The sequence below is a fragment of the Enterobacter sp. BIDMC109 genome (assembly GCF_001037885.1).
Taxonomy (GTDB): Bacteria; Pseudomonadota; Gammaproteobacteria; order Enterobacterales; family Enterobacteriaceae; genus Enterobacter; species Enterobacter hormaechei_C.
Genome location: NZ_KQ090002.1, coordinates 2,380,089 through 2,406,109, shown reverse-complemented (window position 1 = coordinate 2,406,109; position 26,021 = coordinate 2,380,089). Strand labels below are relative to the sequence as shown.

Below are 26,021 nucleotides of genomic sequence, written 5' to 3'. Positions count from 1 at the left end.
ATCAAAAAGAGCGCACAAAGCGCCATAACGTTTCTCAGAAGTCATCAATACTTATCTCTTAAGCATGTGAGCAATCCCATCTTTGTTATCAAGGAGTAAGTAATGACAATGCATCGCCGCGAGAAAGACTCCATGGGCGCCATCGACGTCCCGGCCGACAAGCTATGGGGCGCACAAACCCAGCGTTCGCTGGAGCATTTCCGCATTTCGACAGAGAAAATGCCCGTCTCGCTAATCCAGGCGCTGGCGTTGACCAAACGCGCTGCCGCCAAAGTCAATCAGGATCTGGGCCTGCTGGATGCCGATAAAGCCACCGCCATCATCAATGCCGCCGACGAAGTGCTGGCGGGCAAACATCCCGACGAATTCCCCCTTGCCATCTGGCAGACCGGCTCAGGCACCCAGAGCAACATGAACATGAACGAGGTGCTGGCGAACCGTGCAAGCGAGCTGCTTGGCGGCGTGCGCGGCATGGAGCGCAAGATCCACCCGAACGATGACGTGAACAAAAGCCAGAGTTCCAACGACGTGTTCCCGACGGCCATGCACGTGGCGGCCGTCATCGCAATCCGCGAGCAGCTTATCCCGCAGCTCAACGTGCTTAAATCTACGCTTAACGAAAAAGCGCAGGCCTTCCGCGACATCGTTAAAATTGGTCGTACGCACCTTCAGGACGCCACGCCGCTGACGCTTGGTCAGGAGATCTCCGGCTGGGTGGCAATGCTGGAGCACAATCTTAAGCATATCGACAACAGCCTGCCGCATCTGGCGGAGCTGGCGCTCGGCGGGACGGCGGTGGGCACTGGCTTAAACACCCATCCCGAGTACGCGGTGCGCGTGGCCGAAGAGCTGGCGAAGATCACCGGGCAGCCGTTTGTTACCGCTCCGAATAAATTCGAAGCGCTGGCGACCTGTGATGCGCTGGTGCATACCCATGGCGCGCTGAAAGGGCTTGCGGCCTCGCTGATGAAAATTGCCAACGACGTGCGCTGGCTGGCCTCCGGCCCGCGCTGCGGCATCGGCGAAATCAGCATTCCGGAAAACGAGCCGGGCAGCTCCATTATGCCGGGTAAAGTGAACCCGACCCAGTGCGAAGCCATGACCATGCTGTGCTGTCAGGTGATGGGTAATGACGTGGCGGTTAACATGGGCGGCGCGTCGGGTAACTTCGAGCTTAACGTCTATCGTCCGATGGTGATCCACAACGTACTGCAATCGATTCGTCTGCTGGCCGATGGCATGGAGAGCTTTAACGAGCACTGCGCGGTGGGCATTGAGCCTAATCGCGAGCGAATCAGCCAACTGCTGAATGAGTCTCTGATGCTGGTAACGGCGCTGAACACCCATATTGGTTATGACAAAGCGGCCGAAATCGCTAAAAAAGCGCACAAAGAGGGGCTTACCCTGAAAGCCTCTGCGCTGGCGCTGGGCTACCTGACGGACGCCGAGTTTGATGCCTGGGTCCGCCCGGAAGCGATGGTGGGCAGCCTCAGATAATCACTGCGCCACATACAGGTGCAGCCGCGGAATAATCAGCTGTAGCGGCTGCGCCTGGGGTTTATAGCGATGCTGAACGTTTTCAGCATCGTAATTCAGCAGTTCCCCGATATCCGGCACCACCGCACCCTGATCGGCATCGTAGAGCGCAATCAGCGGCGTCGGGCAGGCGTATTGCACCTGCTTTTGTTGTCCGGCGTACCAGACGCGGGCGATAGGCTGTACCTTCACCGGACGCTTTATTTTAAGACGGGTATCAGCTGGCAGGGAGGCAATGCTGTGGTACTCCTGCTCCAGCCGTTCAATCCACTGTTCCCGCGACCACGGGGCGACCGTTCGCGGCGATTTCAGGCTTTTCTCCAGCTGAGCCAGGATCTCATCGCGCGTGAAATTTTTAATGATGTGCTTGTTGGCCCAGCCGAAGCGCAGCGTGGCGGGGTGGCGCAGTACCGTCAGCGTGCGGTAAGCATTCAGGGTGATCAGCCCCGGAAGCTGGCGATGCACCCATTCAAAACGGGCAGCCGGCGCCAGCCCGGACTCAACGGTTACAATCTTCTCAAAGGCGGCTTTCAGCGTATTGATATGCGTAATCTGCGCCTCAATCCCTTCACGCGTTGCGGCATCCGTTTGCAGGCAGATGACGCCGGGCAGGCGAACGGCGGCCTTACTGCTGCGATTTTCAGACTGCTGCTGGATGAAAAGGCGACGAAAGTGCTGCAACGTCATTTCCAGCGCCGCCTTGCCAACATGCTGCGTCACCTCAATGGTGTTCAGCGGGTCGTGCTCCGCGCCTTTCGCCACCTCGGGCAGAGAAAAGACGCGGGCGGCCAGCAGGCGGCAGTCCTGAAGTTGCCCCGTCAGGGTCAGTAACGCCTGCTCTATTTCCCGAAATGTGGTGTTAAGCCTTTCGATGAGATCGTAAGTTGCCATGGTAGCCCTTAATTAGTTACAACATACTACTGATATAGCACAACACGCCGGGTCAGGCCAGCGTGCGGTTTAAGTCAGGCAGGTACGGGAAGGGGAATATTGTGATAGATCGGCCAGCTAAAGACGAAACGGGCCCCACCCAGCTCGCTCGCTTCGCAGCGAACCGTACCACCCATCGCCTGGGCAATGGAACGGACAATAGCCAGCCCCAGGCCACAGCCGCCGGTAGCCCGGTCGCGGCTGGGATCGAGGCGCACAAACGGCTCGAAAACTTTTTCACGCTCCGCCGGCTCAATGCCGGGGCCATCGTCTTCTACACACAGAATCGCCTGGCTTCCCTGCAAATCTAAACCTATGCGCAGCGTCGTTTCGCTGTAGCGCATGGCGTTGTTCATCAGATTATCCAGCACGCGTTCCATCAGTCGCATGTCCAGCGCGCCGTACGCGCCGGGGGTAATGGCTGCCAGCAGTTTTCGCTGAGGGTTAACGCTCTGCACATCGTTAATATGCGTCTGTAGCCAGACGGGGAGATCCGGTGTACTGAGGTGCAACTCCGTCTGAGGCCGATCGAGGCGGGCATAGGTCAGCAGCTCTTCAATCAGCGCTTCAAGCTGGCCAATATCCCGATTGAGCGCCTGCGATTCCGCCCCGGTGAGGTTCTCGCTCATCTCCAGGCGATAACGCAGGCGTACCAGCGGAGTGCGCAGTTCATGCGCAATGCCGTCGATCAGCTGCTTCTTGCTGGCAATCAGGGCGTTGATATTATCGGCCATCTGGTTGAAGGCAATACCGAGCCGGTCAAAACTGGAACCGCTGTCGAAATGGATGCGTTCAGTTAAATGACCCTCCCCAAAACGCTGTGCGGCGGATTCCAGTTTCAGCATGTCCTGCCAGTGCGGTCGCATCCAGATGAACACAGGGAAAGCGAGCGAGATGGCAATAAAGCCCAGCAGGGCGAGATCCAGCAGGCGCATCTGGTGCAGGTAATAGAGATAGGGCACTGGCCCGACGGCAAGGACATAGTGGCTGCGTGGAATACGCTGAATGAAGGTATATTTCTCGTCCAGTGCGACGATGTCTCCGTCGCGCAGACGCTGCATCGCAGGCGGCGCTAAGTCAAAATCCTTCATGGGTTCGATACGCAAATCAAACGACAGATTCAGATCCAGCTCTTTTAACGTGCGCGCCCAGTCATGAGGAGGAATTTCTCGCAGCTCGCTACGCATCAGGTAGAGCGAGCTTTTCATCAGATCGTCCAGGGATTGCCTGCCCGCGCGCTCTGCGGTGAATTTATAGACCAGCCCGACCAGCATGGTCATCACCAGAAAGCAGACAAACAGCAGGAGATAAAACTGCACAAACAGCTTTTTCATTGGATAGCACCGCTAAATCAATCAATTAAGAACCCGGCTTTACTTCGTCAGCCCTGCGTGGACATCCATATCACCACAGGAGCGAAGAAGGTTGATGATACACTTTCTTCGGAAACAGAGGGAGCAAAGTGAGCAGCACGATTATGCGGAATAGTTAAATTTAAAGGGCAATGTCGTAAAAAAGCCTGCATTTTGCAGGCATTAATAATGATGGATTGTAATTTTTCTCATTCTGAGTGAAATAAATGCTGTGTTGTTAACCGGACTAGTGACAGAAAATATTATAAATATTGTTTGGCAGCATCAGATATTTCCTGAGAGGTAAGTTCCCTGTCTGAAGCAACATAGATAGAATTATGATCTCCCGTCAACGACGGAAAGCTTGCAGTCATGATCTGAAGATTAATTTCTTCACCATCCGGATATGTCTGGCGTACAGACGTTATGCCCTTAAGCACGATAATGACTTTGCTGGGGTTGGCATTAAAAAAAATGATCACCTTTTTCATATATCACTCTATATCTCTTTGTGATTGTGTAAGGTAAGTATGTTCCAGAAGCGTGGCTCCTTTCCATTTTTTGCTCTCTTTGGGAAATAAAAGCAAGCAATATCCTGCCTTAACGTGTATGGTGGCAATCCTTTTCATTCAGGAGCAGCCTATGTCGGGACGTAAAAACTCGCAACTTCGTCGCAATTATTTAGTCAAATGTTCATGTCCAAACTGCGCTAAAGAGTCAGAGCACAGTTTCACTCGCATACAAAAGGGGGCCCAGCTTGTCTGTCCCTACTGTAGCGCTTTGTTTAAATCCTCTCAGCGTCTCTGAAGAAATACTCATACAAGAAGTGGAAGAGACGATGTTTTTCGCGGCCGCCTGACCTCAATAACACTTTACTGATTTACAAGCAGTTAGCATCGGATTGTAGACTGCTTGTGCAGTCCACGAGCCAGAAGCAACATCATCGTCAACGCGGCTGTGTGCTGATATTATTTATCGCAAAGCGTTACATTCGCAGCAGCAGGGCCTTTATCGCCGCTTACGATGATAAATTCGACTTTCTGACCTTCAAAAAGTGTTTTGAAGTTCTCTCCCTGAAGGGCAGAGAAATGCACGAAAACATCTTTGCTGCCATCTACAGGGGAGATAAAACCAAAGCCTTTATCTTCCTTAAACCACTTAACCAGACCTAAAATTTTTGATGACATAAAGACTCCATTTGAACATTTCCGAAGTGATATAAAAGCTAATAAACATATAATGCTAAGGTGTGGACTCAAAAGGAGGGGATATCAGCGATAGCGCCTGGTTATGAGAATTGTCATGCAACTTGTCCAACTATTATTGGATCGGACTAACGAGACCATTAATGCACGGGCAGGGTTAATTAGCAATTTTTATTTTAGCCTTCCGGATGGCTTGCTTAAAATTGCACAATAAAAATTAATTTGGTACAAGAAGCCAGAGTTGCCAGGCGTGACTACAGCCCAAATGTCCCCACAGGAGCATTTGGGCTGTAGTCACGGAGATTTATCCGGACAAAGGCGGTGCAGCAGAAATATTAATTATCTTGATCTCAATATTTCCGATTTTCGCTAATGTCTGGATTTACCTGTGCTGACAATCAGTGGGTTGGTGGCAAACCCATGCGGGCATTTCCGCGCGTTGCAATGCACCGCGTAAGTGCATATCTCCTCGTGCTGGTTTCGATTGTATGGGCAGGCCATCTTGTTTTTAATTTCACTCCACAACATTTCGTTGTAAGGTGATATGTTGTATATCGATATAGGCTTGAAAACACCATTTATGAAGACGCCATTTTTTGTCGGATATATCCTGTCACCGGGGTACAAATAGACATCACTTTCATACCAAATGATGAGTTTCAAGAACTTGAGTCCCAAGATGCTTGAATAAACGATTCCCGTGTTAGGACAAATTACCGAGCTAATGACTCTCCATGACATTGCTATACCTCTTTCATTAAATAATTGAGAGAGTATAAGGTTTAGCATGAGAATTAGATTTCTGCAAACACGTAAGCTATTGAAAAAGATCGATATTATTTATATGTTCTCCATTATCCCCTTTGTTTTCATAAGGATAAGATAATGATTAAGTCAATTGTAAAGATCATTTTTAGTCTAATGTGCATTTAAGTGACGGATTTTTGATCGATGATGGTGCCTGCTCTGCTGAATATATATTGTACTATAGCAATCAAATACATTAGCGCTACTTTTGTTTACGCGAAAAATGCACATCGAAATAGAACTGGAGAGAGGAATCAGACCAGAGGATATGTCATAACTGACGATGCATATAATCGATAACTTTCGACGAATATCGATAACAATTCCGATGCATCGTCAGTTATTTTTCGAATATTCCTGTTTGCTCCTTTTTCAGGTTTCCCAGGCGTGCGGTGCAAACAGATAGCCCTTGTTGCGTACGGTTTTGATGCGGTAAGGTTCCGTGGCGTTATCCAACAGTTTTTTACGCAGTCGTGAAATCGCCACATCAACGCTACGATCCATTCCGTCGTAACTTACGCCGCGCAGATTTTTCAGCAATGCATCCCGGTCCATAATTTGTCCGGCATGGGTTGCAAGCTCCCACAGCAGGTCAAAATCTGCGGTTGAGAGCGCAATCAGCTCCCCGGAAAGCATAACCTGTCGGTTGACCGGGTCGATAGAAAGTGTGCCGAAACGCATCGCTTTATGCGGCGTTAAGGAGGGCGCAGGCGCTTCACGCTCAGCGCTGGCACGCTGACGCAGATGGAGGCGTAAACGGGCTAGCAGAACCGCCGGCGGCGTGGTTTTCAGGATGTAGTCGTTTGCGCCCATCTCAAGCGACAGAATATGATTCATATCGCTGTCGAGAGAGGTCAGCAGCACGATCGGGCCGTCCCATTTCGCGCGCAGATCCCGGCAGAGCGTCATACCATCTTTCCCGGGCAGCATGATGTCCAGCAACACCAGATCCGGATTTTCGCGGTTGACGACGTCTTCAGCGCGATCGCCACGAGCCTCGACAACCACTTCCATATCATGTTTACCCAGATAAGCGGCGATTAATTGCCCCACCTCGGGTTCATCTTCAACATAAACAATCTTATTCATACAACGTCTGTCATCGCGAAAAACGTCAACATACACCGCGCAACCTTAACCTTCCATTAATCTTTCAAAATTAGCCGGAGTTCCGTTATCCTGCACGGGAATGTTATTTGATTGTTAAGGGAAAAGAATGGGGCTGGTGATAAAAGCCGCGCTGGGTGCGCTGGTCGTGCTGCTGATTGGGGTGCTGGCTAAAACGAAGAACTACTACATTGCCGGGCTGATCCCGCTGTTTCCCACCTTTGCGTTAATCGCGCACTATATTGTGGCCTCTGAGCGGGGTATTGAGGCGCTGCGCGCCACCATTGTGTTCGGGATGTGGTCGATCATCCCGTATTTTATTTACCTGCTGTCGCTGTGGTACTTCACCGGTTTTCTGCGTCTGCCCATGGCGCTGGGCGGGGCGGTGGTCTGCTGGAGCCTCAGCGCCTGGGTGCTCATCTTCTTCTGGAGCCGCTTTCACTAGCGCAGGGGGCGGCCACCGTCCACGGCAAACGTTCGGCCCGTGACGTAACAGCTGGTCAGCAGATAATCGATCAGGTCGATCACCTCTTTCTCGCCGGGCGCAATTTTCATTAACGACTTGTTGAGCGCCTGCTGACGATACTCGGCATCATCGCCTTCGTTAAATAAAATCATCGCCGGAGCAATCGCGTTGACCTTTACCTCGGGCGCCAGCTTGCGTGCGAAAGAGCGGGTCATATTATCCAGCGCGGCTTTGCTGGCCGCATAGGCGATGTGTTTGTCGCTTCCTCGCTCCACCACGTAATCGGTGAAATGGATAATGTCGCCTGCGGCATGGCCGTGTCCGCGCAGCAAATCCTGTAGGGCATGGTTGAGCAGATAAGGCGCATTAACGTGGATCTGCATCATGCAGGCGAGCGTTTCGCTGAGTGAATGTCCTGCTTTTTCGGGAAGCCAGGTACTGGCGTTGTGAATAACCGCCCGCAGTCCGTGGGTGGTCGACTTCACTTTGTCCGCGAAGGCGAGAATACCTTCATCTGTGGAGAAATCCGCCTGAATGCAGACTGCTCCGGCATTTCGTAGCCCTTCAATGGAGGGATATTCCGTGCGGTAACTGACGATAACCGGATGGCGAAGATTGAGAAAGTGATGGGCGAGGGCGAGGCCAATGCGACGGCCTGCGCCAGTGATCAATATTGGGCGTTGCTGCGTATGTCCCATCGTAATCTCCTTTTCAGTTCAACAATGGGACAGGCGGCGCTATCCCATTAACATCCACGTTGCCGGTACGGCAGCGACTAACAGCAAACCTATCAATGCCATTTCGCGGCGCTTAAGGGCATTATCAAGCTGATGTGTACGGCGAGCGTAAATAAACACCAGCAGGCCCGGCGCGTAGAGCACCACGGACAGCAGCAGATGCATCGGTCCGGAAGCATACAACAACCATAGACCGTAAATACAGGCGCCGACGCCTACCGCATAGTGTGCCGGGCGGGTCGCAATTTTTAACAGATATGCGCCCACTAAGAAATAGGGTACCAGAATCATCTCGGAGGCGATGGTCAGCAGCGTGTTATAGTCCGATCCTGTGAGCCAGATCAGCACCAGACAGACCTGCACGCTGATGTTGGTGAGCCACAGAGAGGCCGATGGCGCACTGTTTTTGTTCTGACGGGCAAACAGGCGCGGGAACGCTTTGTGCGTGGCGGCCAGGAACGGGACTTCCGCTGCCATAATGGTCCAGCTCAGATAGGCGCCGCAAACGGAAACAATCAGACCCGCCGCGATAATCACGTCCCCCCAGGGACCCAACATTTTCACCATCAGCCCTGCCATGGACGGGTTACGCATTTCCGCCAGTTCAGGGCGGGCCACCACGCCGAGCGACAACAGCGTCACCAGCAGATAAACGCCCAGCGCCGCCAGTACGGCCAGCAGCGTGGCGCGTCCCACATCGCGCTTGTTACGCGCGCGGGCAGAGACCACGACGGCACCTTCAACGCCGATGAACACCCACAGGGTGATCAGCATGGTATTTTTCACCTGTTCCCAGACGGGGACGCCCAGCGCAATGCCGCTGAAATCGAGCGTAAAGACATCGAGACGGAAGGCGAGGAAGGCCAGCACGACGAACAGGCCAAGCGGCACCAGCTTGGCCAGCGTCGCCACCAGGTTAATGCTGGCTGCGGTCTGGACGCCACGCAAAATCAGCCAGTGAACTATCCACAGCAGGACCGAGGCGCCGACGATGGACTGCCAGGTATTGCCGTCGCCAAACAGGCGCAGTTCGGGCGTATCGGTAAAGAAGCTGAGCGCCGAGAAGACGATAACCAGATAGGAGACGTTGGCGATCACCGCGCACAGCCAGTAACCCCAGGCGGAGCAGAAGCCGATCAGCTCGCCGAAACCTTCCCGGGCGTAAGTGAATATTCCGCCGTCCAGATCCGGTCGGATACGGGTCAGCAGCAGCATGGCGAACGCCAGCAGCAAAATCCCGACACCGGTAATGCCCCAGCCAATCAGTAATGCGGCCGGGCTGGCGACGGCCGCCATGTTCTGCGGCAAACTGAATACGCCCGCGCCCAGCATTGAGCTCAATACAAGTGCAGTTAAAGCACTCAGGCCAAGTTTCTTTTCCATTGGCTTCCTGTTATGAAAAGTCCAAATCCAGAATAATTATTTCGCTAAGGCGCATAAAAATGGTGGATCACGCTAAGGCGCGGGATTTTACGGAGTGTGAAGGATGCATGCAATGACGTGTGGCAGAAATCAGAAAAAAAGTAACAAAAAAGGCGGCACTGCGCCGCCTTTATGAAAACGTTTTGTTACTTGTACAGATCGGCGCTGATGGTCAGGTTGTTACCACGTTCCTGCCACTGGCGGGTGATGTGGTAATACTTCGCGCCTTTCTTCGCAGCACGCTTCGCCACCTGATAGGAGATTTCCGTCATGTTGCCATAGTTGCCCGTAAACTTGATGCTGTCGAACGGCACCATCTGCGCGGCAGTGGCTTTGTTCAGCTCTTCAATTTTCGTGCCGTCTGGTAACGTAACGGTATAACGACCACCTTTGGTGGATTGGGTTTCAAAGAAACGACCCACTTCAGCGCTTGGTGCCGCCGAGGTTGCAACGCCCGGAATTTCCACTTTCTTCGCTTCTTCACCGCCTTTCGCTAACGCGGCACGTCCCGCATCTGAATCCGCTGGAATGGCATCCGGGCTTTGTACTACGCGTTTTTTCGCATCTTGCTTATAGATGAAGGCGGTGATGCGCTGGTTTCCGCCCTGGTTGGCATCAACCTGACGCACGATATAGAACGCGTAAGCGCCTTTTTCTCTCGCGGCTTTGGTGATGGCATCGTTAACTTCAGGCTGGCTGCGGTAGAAGCCCTGAACGGTCACGGTGTCATACGGTTCCAGCTGAACAGCCTGATCTTTCGGCAGTTCAACAATGCCGTTAATCACGCGGTTTTTCTGTTCATCTGCTTTTGGGGCGTTCTCTTTGTACAGCGCAATCGTCACGCGCTGGTTGCCGCTGTTGCCCTGATCGGACTGGTCAACAACGTAAAACGAGGCAGCGCCGTTTTTATCGGCGGCTTTTGATGCGGCGGCGACGGCATCGCCAATTGAGTTATAGCGACCCACAATGACCGTATGGTCAAAAGGTTTTAACGCTGCCGCTTGCTCCGGCGTCAACTCTGTCGCGGCATTCGCAGACAGGGCGGTCGCGGAAAGAAGTGCGGACGCCAGGAGTGTGTTCTTAAGCTTCATAAAAATAATCCTTCGCCTTGCGCAAACCATGTACTGGTGTTGTTGTTAATTTGAGACGGTCCCGATTATGGCATTTAACACCCGTCGCTGTCTGCGGCATTTTTCACAGCCTGTGCTCACCAAAGGACCTGATTCGATAACATTTTGTGATATGTGGAAAAAACAGGCGTTTCACAAGCAAAACTGATTAAGCATATGACTTTTACAAGTTAATTTAATGTTAATGAGTTGTTCTTTTATGGCGCTATATCATGTTTTTACCGCTTCGCTTGCGCGATTTATCGGTCCTGAAGGCGAATTTAAGGTAAATATCTCTGTCAGTGACCCCGATCGCTTATTTTTCACAGATAAAGTAAGAAATAGTGTTTTCTGGCGGTAGATCACGGGCGCTATTTTCAGTAGGTTATAGAAAGTTTGTTACTGTTTTATTTTCCGGGGTTAATCATTCTCCGTCGATATCTCGATGGTGAAAATTGATACAAACCGTGGGCAATTATCGACAAACCATCATCAAAAACCGATGGAAGGGAAAACTATGCGTATTGGGGTACCAAAAGAACGGTTAGCCAATGAAACCCGCGTAGCGGCAACACCAAAAACGGTGGAGCAACTGCTTAAACTGGGTTTTACCGTCGCGATTGAAAGCGGCGCGGGCAAACTGGCGAGTTTCGATGACGAGGCCTTTACTCAGGCTGGCGCGGAAGTAGTGGACGGTGCTGAGGTCTGGCAATCACCCATCATTCTGAAGGTCAACGCACCGGAAGAGAGTGAAATTGAACTGCTGAACGCGGGCACGACGCTTGTGAGCTTTGTCTGGCCAGCCCAAAACCCGGAGCTGATGGAGAAGCTGGCAGCACGTGGTGTCACCGTGATGGCGATGGACTCCGTGCCGCGTATTTCGCGCGCGCAGTCTCTGGATGCGCTGAGCTCCATGGCGAACATTGCCGGCTATCGCGCCATTGTCGAAGCTGCGCATGAGTTTGGTCGCTTCTTTACCGGTCAGATTACGGCGGCAGGTAAAGTACCACCCGCGAAGGTGATGGTGATTGGTGCCGGTGTGGCAGGTCTTGCCGCTATCGGGGCCGCAAACAGCCTGGGCGCTATTGTTCGCGCGTTTGATACCCGGCCGGAAGTGAAGGAGCAGGTGCAGAGTATGGGCGCCGAATTCCTTGAGCTGGACTTCAAGGAAGAAGCGGGCAGCGGTGATGGTTACGCGAAGGTCATGTCTGAAGCCTTTATTAAGGCGGAAATGGCACTCTTTGCGGCGCAGGCAAAAGAGGTGGACATCATTGTCACCACCGCGCTTATTCCGGGTAAACCGGCGCCGAAGCTGATCACCCGTGAGATGGTGGATTCCATGCAGCCGGGCAGCGTTATTGTCGATCTGGCGGCGCAAAACGGCGGTAACTGTGAGTATACCGTGCCAAACCAGGTCACGACGACCGCGAACGGCGTGAAGGTGATCGGTTATACCGACCTGCCAGGGCGTCTGCCAACCCAGTCCTCTCAGCTGTACGGCACGAACCTCGTTAACCTGCTGAAGCTGCTCTGCAAAGAGAAAGACGGCAACATTACCGTTGATTTTGATGATGTGGTGGTGCGTGGCGTTACCGTGGTGCGTGAAGGGGAAATCACCTGGCCTGCACCGCCGATTCAGGTTTCCGCTCAACCTCAGGCTGCGCCGAAAGCGGCGCCAGAGCCCGCGGAGCCAGCAAAACCTGCGTCGCCGTGGCGCAAATACGCCATCATGGCGCTGGTTATTATCCTGTTTGGCTGGCTGGCGGATGTCGCGCCAAAAGAGTTCCTTGGCCACTTCACCGTCTTCGCGCTCTCCTGCGTGGTGGGTTACTACGTCGTGTGGAACGTTTCTCATGCGCTGCATACCCCGTTGATGTCGGTCACCAATGCCATCTCCGGGATTATCGTGGTCGGGGCATTGCTGCAAATTGGTCATGGCGGCTGGATCAGCTTCCTGAGCTTCATTGCGGTGCTGATCGCCAGTATCAATATTTTCGGTGGTTTCACCGTGACTCAGCGCATGCTGAAAATGTTTCGTAAAGGCTAAGGGGTAGCATATGTCTGGAGGATTAGTTACAGCCGCATACATTGTTGCTGCAATCCTGTTTATTTTCAGTCTGGCGGGGCTTTCCAAACACGAAACGTCTCAGCAGGGAAATAACTTTGGTATCGCCGGGATGGCGATTGCGCTGATTGCCACCATCTTTGGGCCGGACACCGGCAACGTGGCGTGGATCCTGGTGGCGATGATCATCGGCGGCGCGATTGGTATTCGTCTGGCGAAACGCGTTGAAATGACCGAGATGCCGGAGCTGGTTGCCATTCTGCACAGCTTCGTGGGTCTGGCGGCGGTGCTGGTGGGCTTCAACAGCTACCTGTACCACGAACCGGGCCTGGAGCCGATTCTGGTGAACATCCACCTGACCGAAGTGTTCCTCGGCATCTTCATCGGTGCGGTGACCTTCACCGGGTCGATTGTGGCGTTCGGCAAGCTGCGCGGGAAGATCTCTTCCAAACCGCTGATGCTGCCTAACCGCCACAAGCTGAACCTGGCGGCGCTGGTCGTTTCCTTTGTGCTGCTGGTGGTCTTCGTGCGTACCGAAAGCGTAGGCTTGCAGGTGCTGGCGTTACTGGTGATGACCATCATCGCGCTGGCCTTCGGCTGGCATCTGGTGGCGTCTATCGGCGGAGCAGATATGCCGGTGGTGGTTTCCATGCTGAACTCCTACTCCGGTTGGGCAGCGGCGGCGGCAGGCTTTATGCTGAGCAACGACCTGCTGATTGTCACCGGTGCGCTGGTCGGTTCTTCCGGTGCGATCCTGTCTTACATCATGTGTAAGGCGATGAACCGTTCGTTTATCAGCGTCATCGCGGGTGGCTTCGGTTCTGACGGCTCATCAACCGGTTCTGATGAGGAAGTGGGTGAACACCGTGAAATCAGCGCGGAAGACACCGCAGAGATGCTGAAAAACTCGCATTCCGTCATCATCACCCCAGGCTATGGCATGGCGGTGGCGCAGGCGCAGTATCCGGTGGCGGAAATCACCGAGAAACTCCGCGCGCGCGGCATCAAGGTTCGCTTTGGTATTCACCCGGTGGCGGGGCGTCTGCCAGGCCACATGAACGTGCTGCTGGCGGAAGCGAAGGTGCCTTACGACATTGTGCTGGAAATGGACGAGATCAACGATGATTTCGCCGACACCGACACCGTGTTGGTGATTGGCGCCAACGACACCGTTAACCCGGCGGCGCAGGACGACCCGCGTAGTCCGATTGCGGGTATGCCTGTTCTCGAAGTGTGGAAGGCGCAGAACGTCATTGTCTTCAAACGCTCTATGAACACCGGCTATGCTGGCGTGCAGAACCCGCTGTTCTTTAAAGATAACACCCACATGCTGTTTGGCGACGCCAAGGCCAGCGTGGATGCGATCCTGAAAGCGCTGTAATTGCGCTTCATCCTGACAAACCGCCCCCCGGGGCGGTTTTCTTATTTCTGCGGCCAGCTTTTCTCCTCTGTCTATACTTTACCCTTTGTGTAATACGAGGAGGTGTAATGCGATTTTTGTCCCGCTTCGACATCATCGAGCTGATGATGACGCCATCTTTCTGGATCGGCGTCGCCACGGTGGTTTTTGTGACTCTGCTGGTGTACTGGCTGCTGACGCGCCTGATCGCCTTCGTTAAGAAAGGGATCACTACCTGGGGCGACAAGCACCCCACCACCAACCGGATGCGTTTTATCCTGACGGATATGCTTAACCGCACCAGCCGCTTCCTGCTTTTTGTCGTGGCGCTGTTATTCAGCCTGCGTTTCGTCGACTTACCGGATCATCTCTTTGGTACCGTGAGCCACGCCTGGTTCCTGGTCTTCGCTATCCAGGTGGCGCTGTGGATGGATCAGGGGGTGGTGTCGTGGCTTCGTCACGTCATGCTGGCGCCGGGAAGCCATAAAAACCCGGTGACGCTGGTGATCACGGGGCTTATCCTCCGTGCCATAGTCTGGTCAGTGATGCTGCTGTCTATTCTTGCTAACGCGGGCGTCAACATCACTGCTCTGGTTGCCAGCCTTGGGGTAGGGGGTATTGCAATCGCCCTCGCGGTGCAAACGATCCTGAGCGACGTGTTTGCATCGCTCTCCATCGGTTTTGATAAGCCGTTCGAAATTGGCGATTTTGTGGTGTTTAACGATGTCGCCGGGACAGTAGAGCACATTGGCCTGAAAACCACCCGTATCCGCAGCCTGAGCGGGGAGCAGATTGTCTGCGGGAACGCCATCCTGCTGCAACAGACGCTGCATAACTACAAGCGGATGCAAACGCGCCGGATCGTCTTTACCTTCGGGGTTGCCAGCGACACGGCGCCGGACAAACTGCGTTCAGTGGGTGATATGGTCAAACAGATCATTACCGACGTCGGGGAAACGAAGTTTGACCGCGCCCATTTCCTGGGCTTCGATCGCGATCGCCTGACCTTCGAGGTGGTCCATATCGTTAATACGGCGGACTACAACAAGTACATGGATATTCAGCAGGAGATCAATATCCGTATTCTGGAGGGGCTGAACCAGCAGGAGATCAAGCTGGCGCTGCCGAGCATGGTTCTGCACGCGCCCTGGATGAATGCCGGCGACGAGGCACCGACGCAGCGGTTGAGCGAAGCGTAATAAAAAAGCCCGCCGTTACCGGCGGGCTTTCATTTTGGGGTCAATCGTCTTCCTCATCGTCCAGTTCAACCGGCGTTTGATACTGATCCGGTTTGATGACCAGAAGGTCGCAGCGCAGGTGGTCAATCACCTGCTCGGCGGTATTTCCCAGGAACGCGGCAGAGATACCGGTCCGGCCAATGGTGCCCAGCACCACAATCCCGGCCTGCAAATGTTCCGCCAGATCCGGAATAACCTCTTCCGGTAACCCTTTTTCTACGTGCGTCATATTCTCATCGATACTGAATTTCTGGCGCAGCGCTTTCATGGCCAGCAGATGCTGACCGCGAATCGCGTCGTTATACACGCTCGGGTCAAATTCAGGCAACTCGATGGCGATATTGATTGGCGTAACCGGATAGGCGCCCACCAGATGGACTTCGGTGTGGTTAACCTGGTCGGCAAGCTGGATGGTTTCCTTCACCAGCTTCTCGTTCAGCGAATTGTGATAATCCTCTTCGCTGGCCAGATTCACCGCCACGACGGCTTTCCCGCCCTCAGGCCATGGCTGATCTTTCACCATCCATACCGGGCAAGGGCATTTGCGCAGCAGGTGCCAGTCGGTTGGAGTGAAAATCACGGATTCCAGTTTGTCATGCTGGTGCGCCATTTTCAGCAGCAGGTCATGCCCACCGGCCACCACTTCCTGAATAATGGCTTCGAAAGGTCGGTTGTGCCAGACCACTTTGATATCAATCGGTACGCCCGCTTCCAGGTAATATTTCGCCTGCTCGCGGATCCACGCGGTACGCTGGCTGATCACTCCCTGACGCATAGCGGTGCGCTCGTCAGGCGACAGAAGGGTGGTCATCTCGTATGAGAAGTCATAAATCGGCAAAAAGGCTTTAATTTTGCCACCAATCCGTTGATGTAAATACACAGCACGTCGTAATGCCGGCTGATCGTCCTGGTTAGGATCGATAGCCACCAGCATGTTTTGATACTTTGCCATACAGGTCTCCTTACTACTGTCACCACAGTCTGTAAGTAAAAGAGTAACCTATATATCTTGAATGAAACAGGGGGGAAGTTTTTGCCAGATCAATAATCATGAAAATTTATCGACCTGGCATAAGATATCCGGGAGAGTTATGCCACGTTACGTGAGTGACCCGCCAGAATGGCCAGCGCTTCACCGTTTTCGATGGTGATGTACTTACCTTTAACCGCCAGCATTCCGCTCTTCTGGAAGCGACCCAGCAGACGGCTGATGGTTTCCACGGTCAGGCCCAGATAGTTGCCAATATCACCGCGCGTCATGGTCAGACGGAATTCACGCGGGGAGAAGCCACGCTCCGCGAAACGGCGGGAGAGGTTATAGATAAAGGCGGCCAGACGCTCTTCGGCATTCTTTTTGGAAAGCAGCAGGATCATATCCTGATCGCCTTTAATCTCACCGCTCATCAGACGCATCATCTGCTGACGCAGGTTCGGCATCTTACCGGACAGATCGTCCAGCGTCTCAAACGGAATTTCGCAGACCATAGAGGTTTCCAGCGCCTGAGCAAAGCTCGGGTGATGGCCACTGCCGATGGCGTCAAAGCCGACTAAATCGCCTGCCAGATGGAAGCCGGTGATCTGCTCGTCGCCCTGTTCGGTAATGGTGTAGCTTTTGATAGTGCCAGAACGGATAGCATAGAGCGATTTCAGTTCGTCTCCCGCCTTAAACAGCGTCTGCCCTTTCTGAATAGGCTTTTTGCGCTCGATGATATTGTCAAGCTGATCGAGTTCGTGCTCATTCAGAGTAAACGGGATACAGAGCTGGCTGATGCTGCAATCCTGGCAATGGATAGCACAACCGCCAGACTGAATGCGTCGTATAATTCGCTTTTCCGGGATCATAGGTTTGCTCAAGCCTTAATTGATATTGGTCAATTTTAACATCTTTTTGGTAAGGACGTAAGTCTGGCAAACCCCCAATAAAGACAAGAGACGGCAGCGTGTTGCCATCTCCTTGAAATTCCACAGAATGATTAAGGATTATGAACCTAACAGGAAGAAAATTAAGCACAAAAAGCCTGGGAATTACAGCAGAAAATACCCTTCGTGACGCAGCAGCCACTCTTTGCGCTGTACGCCCCCGGCATAGCCGGTGAGGGTGCCGTTGCGCCCGATCACGCGATGGCAAGGCACCACAATGCTGACGGGGTTAGAGCCATTTGCCGCACCGACCGCGCGCGCCGCGCCGGCACGGCCAAGCTGTTCTGCCAACTGACCGTAGTGCATCACCTGCCCGCAGGGAATATTACGCAGCGCCTGCCACACCTCGCGCTGGAAAGGGGTGCCCGCCGTGGCGGTTGGCAGGGTATTAATAATGCTGAGATCGCCCTCGAAGTAGGCCGTCAGTTTATCGCTCAGCCCGCCAGGATTACGGGCAGTAATACGCTCGTAACCCTCGGCGCGATAATGGATGTTGAGCAGCTCAACCATCCGGTCGCTGTGCTCTTCCCATTCAACCGCGCGCAGATTGAACGCTTCATCCGCGATAACCCACAGCGGCCCCAGCGGCGTCGCAATATTATCTTCGAGTAATCTCAGCATCAGTACTCCTTAGTTCAGCCTCGGGTAAACACCCGGTCCAATCGGCAGGCCGACAAGATACCACGCCACCAGCATCACCAGCCATACCCCTAAGAAGATAAGCGGATAGGGCAGAACCAGCGAATAGTAGGTACCCAGCTTAGCCTCCGGTCTGTAGCGTTGCAGGAAGCCTAAAAACAGCGGAACGAAGGGTGACACGGGCGCCAGCGGGATCACCGAGGAATCGGCGACACGGAAAAGGATCTGGGCGAACGCAGGATGGAAGCCGAGCATCATAAACATGGGGACAAAGATGGGCGCCAGAATCGACCAGATGGCCGATCCGCTGGCAATAAACATGCACAGCAGGGACGACAGCAGCGCCAGGCCGACAAACGCCGGAACACCGCTCAACCCCGCCGCCTCCAGCGCGTCCGTCAGGCTCACGGCCATAAACTTGCCCATGTTGCTCCAGTTAAACATGGCGACAAACTGCGCCAGCGGGAACACCATCACGATAAAACCCGCCATCTCCTTCATCGGCTCGATCATCAGGTGCGGCAGATCTCCCTGACGGCGGATTTTGCCGGTGGCGATGCCGAACGCGAGCGAAACGACGAAGAAGAAGAGAATTATCAGCGGCACAATGCCCTGAATAAACGGCGAGGGCAGTACGGTGTGTTTGATCGGATCGCGCAGCACGCCATTTTCCGGCACCACCATCAGCGCCACCACCGCAATGAACGCCAGCGAGACGATCCCGGCTACGCGCAGGCCGAACTGCTGCTCTTTGCTCAGCGTCTCCAGCTTTTCATCGCTCCGGCCTTCCCATTTACCCAGGCGCGGCTCAATGATCTTATCGGTAATCAGCCCCCCGACAATCGTCAGGACAATCACCGAACTGGCCATAAAGTACCAGTTGTCGATCACGCTGACGTGCATAGTCGCATCGATGGTGCTGGCTGCCTCCGTACTGATGCCGGAGAGCAGCACATCGGTGGTCACGATAAGCAGGTTAGCGGTAAACCCACAGCCGACGCCCGCAATCGCCGACAGCAGACCCGCAACAGGATGACGGCCAACGGCGAGGAAAATCAGCGCCCCCATCGGCGGCATGATCACCAGCGCCGCGTCGGACGAGATATGGCTGAAGAAGGCAATAAACAGCACCATATAGCTGGCATAACGCGCGCTGACGTGCGAGGCCATTTTCACCATCAGCGCGGGCAGCAGACCCACGCGTTCGGCCAGTCCCGCGCCTAACACCAGCGCCAGGATGGCGCCCAGCGGCGCAAAACCGCTGAAGTTTTTAATCACGTTCGGCAAAAACCAGTGCAACCCTTCAACGCTGAGCAGGTTTTTCACTGCTACCATACTGCCGTCGGCCGGGCTGCGCACGCTCACCTCAAAGGCGGACAGCACGGCCGTCGCGACCATCAGGATGACAATTAAATAGATAAAAAGCAGGAAAGGGTGCGGTACTTTATTGCCGATCCTTTCAACCCAGCCATAGAGCTTACCGGATGGGGAATGCGAAGGTATGGAAGACATACTCATGGGCGTTCCTCGGGACTGTTGTTGTGTTGTTGTGTTGTGTTTTTTTATTTTAAAGGTGACGGTGTCACGCCCTGCGGGATCGGACACTCGTACGGTTTTTCTGTTATGTGTTGTTCGAACTCTTCCCGGCATTTTCGCAACAGGTCGGCATCCTGAAGCAGATGCAGCGCGGTCGCGCCCATCACTTTTCCGGCCAGCAACATGCCCTTATGGGCAATTGAGGTACGCCCCTGCGCCACTAATTGCCAGGTATGCAGTGGGGTGCCGACGGTAAAACAGGGGCTAAAGCACTGTGCAACAGGCATCTTCCAGCTGACATCCCCCACATCGGTGGAGCCTGCCAGCACGTTATCGGTGATGGCGTAAGGGGCAACTTCATCCACCAGCAGCGTCTCCTGATGGCGTCGGGCAAACCCTTTTCCCTCTTCGCCCCCCGTTGCGGCAATGTTTTTCAGGCTGTTTTGCAGGTCGTTTGCCGTGAGCGTGGCGCGGATTTCACGGGCAAATTCGCGTTCCTCTTCCGTCCAGGCCGGCGTGCCATAATGCTGCAATGCGCGGTACATCGCCGCTTCGAGCGTACGGTTCGGCAGATAGCTGGAGCAGGCTTTATCAAAGCGGCACTCGACGGTGGTTTCGGTCATCATCGCCGCACCCTGGGCGATTTTCTCGATGCGCGCGTAGATCTGCTGCGCATCGGCCATCTCCGGGGCGCGGATCAGGTACAGCACCTCGGCCTGGGCCTGTACCACGTTGGGCGAAATCCCGCCGGTATCGGTGATGGCGTAATGAACGCGCGCTTTTTCAATGATGTGTTCGTTGAGGAAGTTTGTACCGGTGGTCATCAGCGTCACGGCATCCAGCGCGCTGCGCCCCAGATGTGGGGAGTTTGCGGCATGAGCGGCGATCCCCTTAAACCGCTAGGCGGCCTGAATATTGGCCAGCGTGCTGACGTTAAACATCCCGGCAAAGGCCTCCGGGTGCCATGTCACGGCAGCGTCCACGTCGTCAAACAGCCCTTCACGTACCATAAAGGTTTTACCGGAGCCGCCTTCCTCGCCGGGGCAGCCGTAAAATCGTACCGTTCCGCTGCCGCCGTGTTGTTCCAGCCAGCTTTTCACCGCCACCGCCCCGGCGAAGGCAGCAGTGCCTAACAGGTTATGCCCGCAGCCGTGGCCGTTCGCCCCCGGGGTGGCGGATTGCGCCGTCGCGCAGTGCGCCTGCTGGCTTAGCCCGGCCAGGGCATCGTATTCGCCCAGAAGGGCGATAACGGGCTTGCCGCTGCCGTAGCTGGCAATAAAGGCATTGGGAATGCCTCCGGCTTCCCGCGTCAGGGTAAAGCCCTCTGCTTCCAGCGCGCTGGCGAGCCGTTCGGCGGACCAGAACTCTTCGAAGCGCGTTTCGGGATGATCCCAGATGTCGTCGGCAATATCGGTAAACGTCTGACATCGCGTGTCGATGGCATCAGCGATAAAAGCATAGTTCTCCTGCATTACACACCTCGCGTCCACGGGAAATTAAGCGCAGTTCGCGCCAGCGTTTCGATGGCAACGTTCATCACCTGCTCATCAAAATCGAATTTTTCGTTATGATGTCCGGCGCTCAGTTCCGTGCCGAAGACCATATACGACGCCATGCCGCCGTTCTGCTGAACGCGGGCCATCATCAGCGTGGCGTCTTCGGAGCCTGCTGGCGCTGTCACCTTATCAATTGCGTGCTCAATTCCGGAAACCTGGCTCGCCTGTTCGCGCAGATAAGCAACCCAGGCCGGCGTCGGCGCGCTGAAGGTGGCGGCACCCATCAGGCGTATTTCGGCGCTTACGCCGTAGAGCGCGGCCGCGCCGGTGATAACCGCCTGCGCGCGTTCAAAGGCATACTGATTAATGGCTTCGGTTTCGCCGCGGGTTTCAACCTTAAGCAACGCATCAGCCGGAACCACGTTGCGTCCGCTGCCCGCCTGCATGACCCCGACGTTAACCCGGGACGCGCCTTCGCTGTGTGGTGCGATGCCATGCAGCGCGATGGCGGCTTGGGCAGCCGCGAGCAGGGCGTTACGGCCCTCTTCTGGTTTACCGCCAGCGTGTGCGGCGACCCCGGTAAAGCGCACGTCAAATTTGGTGGTCGCCATGAAGTTATCGCTGCCGCAGATCACCGTCCCTTCCGGAACGCCGGTCCCGATATGAATGGCGGTAAAGTAGTCCACGCCGTCCAGCGCGCCTGCGGCGACCATAGCCCGCGCGCCGCGCGTACCCTCTTCGGCAGGCTGGAAGATCAGTTTGATGATGCCGTTGAGCTGCGCTTCATGCTGCTTAAGCACCTGCGCGAGCCCCAGACCAATGGTGGTATGCCCGTCGTGGCCACAGGCGTGCATCATGCCCGGATTGCAGGAGGCAAAACCGTCGCGGAAGGGGCGATGACTTTCGTCAAGCGCTTCGCTTAAATCAAGTGCATCCATGTCTACCCGAAACGCCAGCGTCGGGCCCGGACGTCCGGTATTCAGGGTCGCCACAATGCCGGTAAATCCGCCCTCAAACGGCGCCAGCCATTTCTCCGGCGCACCCTGCGCCCGGGCGCGGGCAAACTCTCGCGAAAGGGTGGCATCATCGGGCAGTCCCATACGGCTTTCGGCATCGACCACGTCGCGACCCATCGCCAGTTCGTAGCCCAGCGAGTCGAGGATTTCCGAGACTTTCGCAGCTGTTCGAAACTCTACCCAGCCGGATTCCGCAAAATGGTGGAAATCGCGACGCCATGCGCTCAGTTGTGGAGCTAATGTCTGAATGTACTGCGCCAGTGCGTTCATATCTTTTCCTGTCATCATTAAAATATGTGAACTGCTTCACGCTGTGATAGTTTTTACTTATCACTAATCGTTTTTTCACAGTTTTAACCGTTCGGGAATTACCCTCGCACATCCGTTTCCATTAAAGTAGATGACAGTTTCTTTACTCTGATAAACAACGGTTATCGGTCTCGTTATGTCATTTCAGATTAAATTTCATCAAATCAGGGCGTTTGTCGAAGTGGCGCGTCAGGGCAGCATTCGCGGCGCCAGCCGGACGCTTAATCTTTCGCAGCCCGCGCTGACCAAATCCATTAAAGAGCTGGAGGAGGGTATGGCGGCCCAGCTATTTGTGCGCCGGAGTAAAGGCGTCGCGCTGACCGAGTGCGGGGAAGGGTTTTATCACCGCGCTAATTTGATTCTGGAAGAGCTGCGTGCAGCGCAGGATGACATCCGCCAGCGACAGGGCGAGCTTGCCGGGCAGATCAATATTGGGATGGGAGCCAGCATTTCACGCAGCCTGATGCCGGCCGTCATTACGCGTTTTCATGCGCAGCATCCTCAGGTCAACGTCCGGATTATGGAAGGCCAGCTGGTGTCGATGATTAATGAATTACGTCAGGGTGAGCTGGACTTTACCATCAATACCTATTATCAGGGGCCGTACGATCACGAATTTACGTTTGAAAAGCTGTTCGAAAAGCCTTTTGCTGTATTTTGTCGGGCAGGGCATCCGGCGACAGGGGCGACCTCAATTAATGAGCTTTTGCAATATAACTGGACGATGCCTACGCCCCGGGGAAGTTATTATAAGCAGTTGCAGGATACTTTTAACCATCGCTCTCAAATACCGCGAATTGGCGTTGTCTGTGAGACCTTTTCCTCCTGTATTAGCCTCGTCGCACAAAGCGATTTCATCAGCATTTTACCGCAGGAGCTGGGCTGCGATCCGCTTCTGGCGCACCGTCTGATAATGCTGCCGGTTGTCGAAACTCTGCCTAAAGCAGCATATTATTTAATTCAGCGTCGTGATTCTCGCCAGACACCGCTTGCCGAATCATTAATCACGCAGTTTCGAAGGGAAGCCAGGAAATTAATTTAATAAAAATAACAACAATAAAAAAATAGAGTCTGCCCGACATCAGACAGACTCCACAGTACACACAGTCGTGCGTCCTTTCGCGGATCCTACTTGCATTATCCATTGGGCAGGTTTATTAAGTTATAACAGCTTTTTCTTAAAAGAGAAGGACGTGGAGTGATTGATTTCACGATTTTTTAACGTAAATTATTTAATTAATTACGGCTGAAATTTAAGTTAAGGTTAGATTAAATTTATTGCGTCTGCGATTATCTGTTCCTTAAGCCATTATTTGAACCTGTGCCTGGATGATTGAGACCCGCAACGGGCGCAGGTATAGTACATCACTCAGATGTAGCCGGAGGATTTCCATGAACCCTGACGACAAATCACTTTTTCTTGACGCCATGGAGGATGTCCAGCCGCTCAAACGCTGCGCGGATATTCACTGGCAGCAGAGCCGCAACACGCGGGCGCGTCAGGAAATAGATACTGAGCAGCTCGATAACTTTCTGACGCTGGGGTTTCTGGAACTGTTGCCCCTTGCCGAGCCGCTCATGTACCAGCGCGAAGGGGTACAGCAGGGGGTATTTGATAAGCTGCGTTCCGGCAAATATTCCCGTCAGGCCAGCTTAACGCTGTTACGCCAGCCTGCGGAGCAATGCCGCCAGCTGGTCTATTCCTTTATTCGCCAGGCCGGACGTGACGGGCTACGCAACCTGATCATCGTGCATGGTAAAGGGCGTGAACAGCAGTCGCATCCTAACGTGGTGCGCAGCTATCTTGCGCGCTGGCTGACCGAGTTCGACGAAGTACAGGCCTTTTGCGAAGCGCAGCCGCATCACGGCGGCAGCGGAGCATGCTATGTCTCGTTGCGTAAGTCAGAGGATGCGAAGCGAGATAACTGGGAGCGCCACGCCAAGCGCAGCCGCTAATCAGGAAGGCGGGCGAGATGCCCGCCTGTCACTCAGAAGGTTTCCCAGTTCGCGTCAGCTGTATTCGCGCCTGCCGCTGACGGGCGCAGCAGTACGGGCGTTTTCACGTTTTTAGGGCGAGCCGCCAGCGATGCCTGAGCGTTCAGCCGGAATGCCGCCACGGCCTGACGCAGCTGTTCAGACTGATCTTCCAGCGCTGCCGCCGCCGTTGCCGACTCCTGTACCAGCGCGGCGTTTTGCTGCGTGACGCTGTCCATCTGCGAGACCGCCAGGCTGACCTGCTCTATACCGCGGCTCTGCTCGTCAGACGCCGAGGAAATCTCAGCCATAATATCGGTTACGCGCGTCACGGCCGCGACGATCTCTTTCATGGTCGCACCCGCCTCGCTCACCTGTTCTGAGCCGGTATTCACCCGGCTGACAGAGTTCTCGATAAGCCCTTTGATCTCTTTTGCCGCCTGCGCGCTGCGGCTGGCCAGCGTCCGTACTTCACCTGCCACGACCGCAAAGCCGCGACCTTGTTCCCCGGCACGGGCGGCTTCAACCGCCGCGTTGAGCGCCAGAATGTTGGTCTGGAAGGCAATGCTGTCGATAACGCCGGTGATATGCGCAATTTGCTGAGAACTGTCGGCAATGTCATTCATGGTACGCACCACGTTATCCACCACCTGACCGCCGCGTGCGGCGGTTTCAGACGCATTCTTCGCCAGCAGCGTCGCCTGACGGGCGTTATCCGAGTTCTGTTTCACCGTGGCAGTCAGCTCTTCCATGCTGGCGGCGGTCTCTTCCAGCGAGGCGGCCTGCTGCTCGGTTCGCGCGGAAAGGTCGTTACTCCCGGCGGCAATTTCTCCTGCGCCCGTATAGATAGAATCTGTGCTGCCGCGCACGGCGCTGACGGTGCTCACCAGCGACTGCTGCATCTCGTGCAGACCAGCAGCCAGCTGGCCCATCTCGTTGCGCCCGGTAATCGCGACGTTTTGCGTCAGATCGCCGCTCGCGATGGTGCGAATATGGTTCATGATGGCGTTGAGCGGTTTCAGGAGCAGGTGCTGTAAACCCTGCCAGATCACCACCAGCACGGCGATCACAGTCAGGAAGATCGCCGCCAGCGTCCACTGCATCTGGGTAAAGCTGCTCTGGTTCTCTTCGGCGGCGGCTTTCAGCAGCACGTTGTTTTCAGCGCGCCAGCGGGTATAGACCGCCTCCATCTCATCCTGCGCCTGCTGGGCGTCCAGGTCGCCATAGGCCTGATAGTTATCGGCGCGCAGATACTCAATGGACAAGCGCATCACCTCGTGCATTTGCTTCCAGGCTTTCTGCATCTCTTCGGTAAGCGCGGCATTCTGGCCCTTCACCTGCGAAATCGCCTGCCAGTTTTTGTAATAGTCTTCGGCTTTGGTCAGCGAACCGTTCGCGGTGCCCAACAGCGTGTTGATTGCTGCGAGAGAGGCCGGATCGCGCTGGTTTTTCAGGTAGCGGATCGCCACGCGGGTGACGGTAACGCGCGTTTTCACCAGCGTGTTCACGCTGTCGCTCAGGCTCTCCTGTTGGGCATTGAGTAACCCGGAGTTCTGAAAGTTGTGACGATCGTTGTTAACGGCAGAGTAGAACAACCCTCCCGTGACAACTTGCAGCAGACAGAATATGGTGAGGGCAAAGATAATACCGGTAATCACGTGCAGATTTTTCAGCATGGCGGTCATCCGTAAGAGAAGAGGCAGGGTTACATCAATACTATCGTCGTAGCGAATTTAAACTTTAATTTTACTATTGCTT

23 protein-coding genes and 1 pseudogene are annotated in these 26,021 nt (G+C 54.5%); 8 read left to right on the top strand and 16 right to left on the bottom strand.

All coding sequences use genetic code 11. From position 1 onward, the window contains the following. Positions 1–102: 102 nt before the first annotated feature. Entirely contained in the window at positions 103–1,497 is a 1,395-nt protein-coding gene (gene fumC, locus SK62_RS11365; RefSeq protein WP_045332164.1) for a class II fumarate hydratase, read from the top strand. On the opposite strand, the gene tus is transcribed toward fumC, so the two are convergent. The 3 genes from tus to SK62_RS11350 form a co-directional block, all read right to left on the bottom strand. Next, the gene (gene tus, locus SK62_RS11360) at positions 1,498–2,427 is read right to left on the bottom strand and encodes a DNA replication terminus site-binding protein (RefSeq protein ID WP_039270890.1); all 930 of its coding nucleotides are present in this window, start codon (positions 2,425–2,427) and stop codon (positions 1,498–1,500) included. Positions 2,428–2,501: 74 nt separating this feature from the next. After that, positions 2,502–3,800, bottom strand: a complete 1,299-nt coding sequence (rstB, locus tag SK62_RS11355; protein ID WP_039270888.1) for a two-component system sensor histidine kinase RstB — start codon at positions 3,798–3,800, stop codon at positions 2,502–2,504. A gap of 281 nt (positions 3,801–4,081) precedes the next feature. Continuing rightward, positions 4,082–4,309, bottom strand: coding sequence for a hypothetical protein (locus SK62_RS11350; RefSeq protein ID WP_017384578.1), 228 nt, complete (start codon positions 4,307–4,309; stop codon positions 4,082–4,084). A 118-nt stretch (positions 4,310–4,427) separates the two neighbouring features. Between SK62_RS11350 and SK62_RS23090 the strand changes: the two genes are divergently transcribed. Further along, positions 4,428–4,625: a YnfU family zinc-binding protein gene (locus tag SK62_RS23090; protein WP_306414190.1), complete on the top strand. Its 198-nt coding sequence runs from the start codon at positions 4,428–4,430 to the stop codon at positions 4,623–4,625. A gap of 161 nt (positions 4,626–4,786) precedes the next feature. Here the strand turns inward: SK62_RS23090 and SK62_RS11345 are convergent, their stop codons facing one another. From SK62_RS11345 to rstA, 3 genes are all read right to left on the bottom strand, one after another. Next, positions 4,787–5,005: a cold shock domain-containing protein gene (locus SK62_RS11345; RefSeq protein WP_017384577.1), complete on the bottom strand. Its 219-nt coding sequence runs from the start codon at positions 5,003–5,005 to the stop codon at positions 4,787–4,789. 387 nt (positions 5,006–5,392) lie between these two features. Then, positions 5,393–5,764, bottom strand: a complete 372-nt coding sequence (gene iraM, locus SK62_RS22260; RefSeq protein WP_023296508.1) for an anti-adapter protein IraM — start codon at positions 5,762–5,764, stop codon at positions 5,393–5,395. Between the two features lie 438 nt (positions 5,765–6,202). Next, positions 6,203–6,919, bottom strand: coding sequence for a two-component system response regulator RstA (gene rstA / locus SK62_RS11340; protein WP_040117577.1), 717 nt, complete (start codon positions 6,917–6,919; stop codon positions 6,203–6,205). Between the two features lie 127 nt (positions 6,920–7,046). Here rstA and SK62_RS11335 point away from each other — a divergent pair, with 127 nt between their 5' ends. Further along, positions 7,047–7,382 (top strand): GlpM family protein, encoded by a 336-nt coding sequence (locus tag SK62_RS11335; protein ID WP_015570648.1) that lies wholly within the window; start codon positions 7,047–7,049, stop codon positions 7,380–7,382. On the opposite strand, the gene folM is transcribed toward SK62_RS11335, so the two are convergent. The 3 genes from folM to ydgH all read right to left on the bottom strand — a co-directional run bounded on the left by folM (position 7,379) and on the right by ydgH (position 10,653). Beyond that, positions 7,379–8,101 (bottom strand): dihydromonapterin reductase, encoded by a 723-nt coding sequence (gene folM, locus SK62_RS11330; RefSeq protein ID WP_003857550.1) that lies wholly within the window; start codon positions 8,099–8,101, stop codon positions 7,379–7,381. The two genes, SK62_RS11335 and folM, sit on opposite strands and share 4 nt — an antisense overlap. Before the next feature lie 39 nt (positions 8,102–8,140). Next, entirely contained in the window at positions 8,141–9,523 is a 1,383-nt protein-coding gene (locus tag SK62_RS11325) for an amino acid permease (protein WP_003857548.1), read from the bottom strand. A 185-nt stretch (positions 9,524–9,708) separates the two neighbouring features. Beyond that, a complete protein-coding gene (ydgH, locus tag SK62_RS11320) occupies positions 9,709–10,653 on the bottom strand; it encodes a DUF1471 family protein YdgH (RefSeq protein WP_000769339.1) in 945 nt (314 codons plus the stop codon). Positions 10,654–11,188: 535 nt separating this feature from the next. On the opposite strand from ydgH, the gene pntA reads away from it, so the two are divergent. From pntA to SK62_RS11305, 3 genes are all read left to right on the top strand, one after another. Continuing rightward, positions 11,189–12,718 carry a Re/Si-specific NAD(P)(+) transhydrogenase subunit alpha gene (pntA, locus tag SK62_RS11315; protein WP_032648158.1) on the top strand — a complete coding sequence of 510 codons (1,530 nt, stop codon included), beginning with the start codon at positions 11,189–11,191 and terminating at the stop codon, positions 12,716–12,718. 10 nt (positions 12,719–12,728) lie between these two features. Then, positions 12,729–14,117: a Re/Si-specific NAD(P)(+) transhydrogenase subunit beta gene (gene pntB / locus SK62_RS11310; protein WP_003857541.1), complete on the top strand. Its 1,389-nt coding sequence runs from the start codon at positions 12,729–12,731 to the stop codon at positions 14,115–14,117. A 107-nt stretch (positions 14,118–14,224) separates the two neighbouring features. Next, positions 14,225–15,334, top strand: coding sequence for a mechanosensitive ion channel family protein (locus SK62_RS11305; RefSeq protein ID WP_017694101.1), 1,110 nt, complete (start codon positions 14,225–14,227; stop codon positions 15,332–15,334). A 40-nt stretch (positions 15,335–15,374) separates the two neighbouring features. Here the strand turns inward: SK62_RS11305 and uspE are convergent, their stop codons facing one another. The 6 genes and pseudogenes from uspE to SK62_RS11275 all read right to left on the bottom strand — a co-directional run bounded on the left by uspE (position 15,375) and on the right by SK62_RS11275 (position 22,250). Beyond that, complete coding sequence (uspE, locus tag SK62_RS11300; protein ID WP_006808916.1) at positions 15,375–16,325, bottom strand: universal stress protein UspE; 951 nt, start codon at positions 16,323–16,325, stop codon at positions 15,375–15,377. Positions 16,326–16,462: 137 nt separating this feature from the next. Beyond that, on the bottom strand, positions 16,463–17,215 hold the full coding sequence (gene fnr / locus SK62_RS11295; RefSeq protein ID WP_000611906.1) for a fumarate/nitrate reduction transcriptional regulator Fnr: 753 nt from the start codon (positions 17,213–17,215) through the stop codon (positions 16,463–16,465). A 183-nt stretch (positions 17,216–17,398) separates the two neighbouring features. Then, positions 17,399–17,914 (bottom strand): methylated-DNA--[protein]-cysteine S-methyltransferase, encoded by a 516-nt coding sequence (ogt, locus tag SK62_RS11290; protein WP_045334113.1) that lies wholly within the window; start codon positions 17,912–17,914, stop codon positions 17,399–17,401. Between the two features lie 9 nt (positions 17,915–17,923). Beyond that, positions 17,924–19,450: a p-aminobenzoyl-glutamate transporter gene (gene abgT, locus SK62_RS11285; protein WP_032104209.1), complete on the bottom strand. Its 1,527-nt coding sequence runs from the start codon at positions 19,448–19,450 to the stop codon at positions 17,924–17,926. A gap of 44 nt (positions 19,451–19,494) precedes the next feature. After that, positions 19,495–20,940, bottom strand: a pseudogene (locus SK62_RS11280) (M20 family metallopeptidase). Next, positions 20,940–22,250, bottom strand: a complete 1,311-nt coding sequence (locus SK62_RS11275; RefSeq protein ID WP_048249547.1) for a M20 family metallo-hydrolase — start codon at positions 22,248–22,250, stop codon at positions 20,940–20,942. The pseudogene SK62_RS11280 and the gene SK62_RS11275 overlap by 1 nt, the downstream one beginning before the upstream one ends. 175 nt (positions 22,251–22,425) lie before the next feature. Here SK62_RS11275 and SK62_RS11270 point away from each other — a divergent pair, with 175 nt between their 5' ends. Both SK62_RS11270 and smrA read left to right on the top strand, forming a co-directional pair. Next, positions 22,426–23,331, top strand: coding sequence for a LysR family transcriptional regulator (locus SK62_RS11270; protein WP_003857524.1), 906 nt, complete (start codon positions 22,426–22,428; stop codon positions 23,329–23,331). A 350-nt stretch (positions 23,332–23,681) separates the two neighbouring features. Continuing rightward, on the top strand, positions 23,682–24,245 hold the full coding sequence (gene smrA / locus SK62_RS11265; protein ID WP_015570640.1) for a DNA endonuclease SmrA: 564 nt from the start codon (positions 23,682–23,684) through the stop codon (positions 24,243–24,245). Positions 24,246–24,277: 32 nt separating this feature from the next. On the opposite strand, the gene SK62_RS11260 is transcribed toward smrA, so the two are convergent. Continuing rightward, positions 24,278–25,939, bottom strand: a complete 1,662-nt coding sequence (locus tag SK62_RS11260; RefSeq protein WP_017384568.1) for a methyl-accepting chemotaxis citrate transducer — start codon at positions 25,937–25,939, stop codon at positions 24,278–24,280. Positions 25,940–26,021 lie beyond the last annotated feature (82 nt).

What these genes read in the sequence shown, in the direction of transcription:
- fumC (WP_045332164.1), top strand. Translation starts at nt 103, where the DNA reads ATGACAATGCATCGCCGCGAGAAAGACTCCATGGGCGCCATCGACGTC.
- tus (WP_039270890.1), bottom strand. Translation starts at nt 2,427, where the DNA reads ATGGCAACTTACGATCTCATCGAAAGGCTTAACACCACATTTCGGGAA.
- rstB (WP_039270888.1), bottom strand. Translation starts at nt 3,800, where the DNA reads ATGAAAAAGCTGTTTGTGCAGTTTTATCTCCTGCTGTTTGTCTGCTTT.
- SK62_RS11350 (WP_017384578.1), bottom strand. Translation starts at nt 4,309, where the DNA reads ATGAAAAAGGTGATCATTTTTTTTAATGCCAACCCCAGCAAAGTCATT.
- SK62_RS23090 (WP_306414190.1), top strand. Translation starts at nt 4,428, where the DNA reads ATGGTGGCAATCCTTTTCATTCAGGAGCAGCCTATGTCGGGACGTAAA.
- SK62_RS11345 (WP_017384577.1), bottom strand. Translation starts at nt 5,005, where the DNA reads ATGTCATCAAAAATTTTAGGTCTGGTTAAGTGGTTTAAGGAAGATAAA.
- iraM (WP_023296508.1), bottom strand. Translation starts at nt 5,764, where the DNA reads ATGTCATGGAGAGTCATTAGCTCGGTAATTTGTCCTAACACGGGAATC.
- rstA (WP_040117577.1), bottom strand. Translation starts at nt 6,919, where the DNA reads ATGAATAAGATTGTTTATGTTGAAGATGAACCCGAGGTGGGGCAATTA.
- SK62_RS11335 (WP_015570648.1), top strand. Translation starts at nt 7,047, where the DNA reads ATGGGGCTGGTGATAAAAGCCGCGCTGGGTGCGCTGGTCGTGCTGCTG.
- folM (WP_003857550.1), bottom strand. Translation starts at nt 8,101, where the DNA reads ATGGGACATACGCAGCAACGCCCAATATTGATCACTGGCGCAGGCCGT.
- SK62_RS11325 (WP_003857548.1), bottom strand. Translation starts at nt 9,523, where the DNA reads ATGGAAAAGAAACTTGGCCTGAGTGCTTTAACTGCACTTGTATTGAGC.
- ydgH (WP_000769339.1), bottom strand. Translation starts at nt 10,653, where the DNA reads ATGAAGCTTAAGAACACACTCCTGGCGTCCGCACTTCTTTCCGCGACC.
- pntA (WP_032648158.1), top strand. Translation starts at nt 11,189, where the DNA reads ATGCGTATTGGGGTACCAAAAGAACGGTTAGCCAATGAAACCCGCGTA.
- pntB (WP_003857541.1), top strand. Translation starts at nt 12,729, where the DNA reads ATGTCTGGAGGATTAGTTACAGCCGCATACATTGTTGCTGCAATCCTG.
- SK62_RS11305 (WP_017694101.1), top strand. Translation starts at nt 14,225, where the DNA reads ATGCGATTTTTGTCCCGCTTCGACATCATCGAGCTGATGATGACGCCA.
- uspE (WP_006808916.1), bottom strand. Translation starts at nt 16,325, where the DNA reads ATGGCAAAGTATCAAAACATGCTGGTGGCTATCGATCCTAACCAGGAC.
- fnr (WP_000611906.1), bottom strand. Translation starts at nt 17,215, where the DNA reads ATGATCCCGGAAAAGCGAATTATACGACGCATTCAGTCTGGCGGTTGT.
- ogt (WP_045334113.1), bottom strand. Translation starts at nt 17,914, where the DNA reads ATGCTGAGATTACTCGAAGATAATATTGCGACGCCGCTGGGGCCGCTG.
- abgT (WP_032104209.1), bottom strand. Translation starts at nt 19,450, where the DNA reads ATGAGTATGTCTTCCATACCTTCGCATTCCCCATCCGGTAAGCTCTAT.
- SK62_RS11275 (WP_048249547.1), bottom strand. Translation starts at nt 22,250, where the DNA reads ATGAACGCACTGGCGCAGTACATTCAGACATTAGCTCCACAACTGAGC.
- SK62_RS11270 (WP_003857524.1), top strand. Translation starts at nt 22,426, where the DNA reads ATGTCATTTCAGATTAAATTTCATCAAATCAGGGCGTTTGTCGAAGTG.
- smrA (WP_015570640.1), top strand. Translation starts at nt 23,682, where the DNA reads ATGAACCCTGACGACAAATCACTTTTTCTTGACGCCATGGAGGATGTC.
- SK62_RS11260 (WP_017384568.1), bottom strand. Translation starts at nt 25,939, where the DNA reads ATGCTGAAAAATCTGCACGTGATTACCGGTATTATCTTTGCCCTCACC.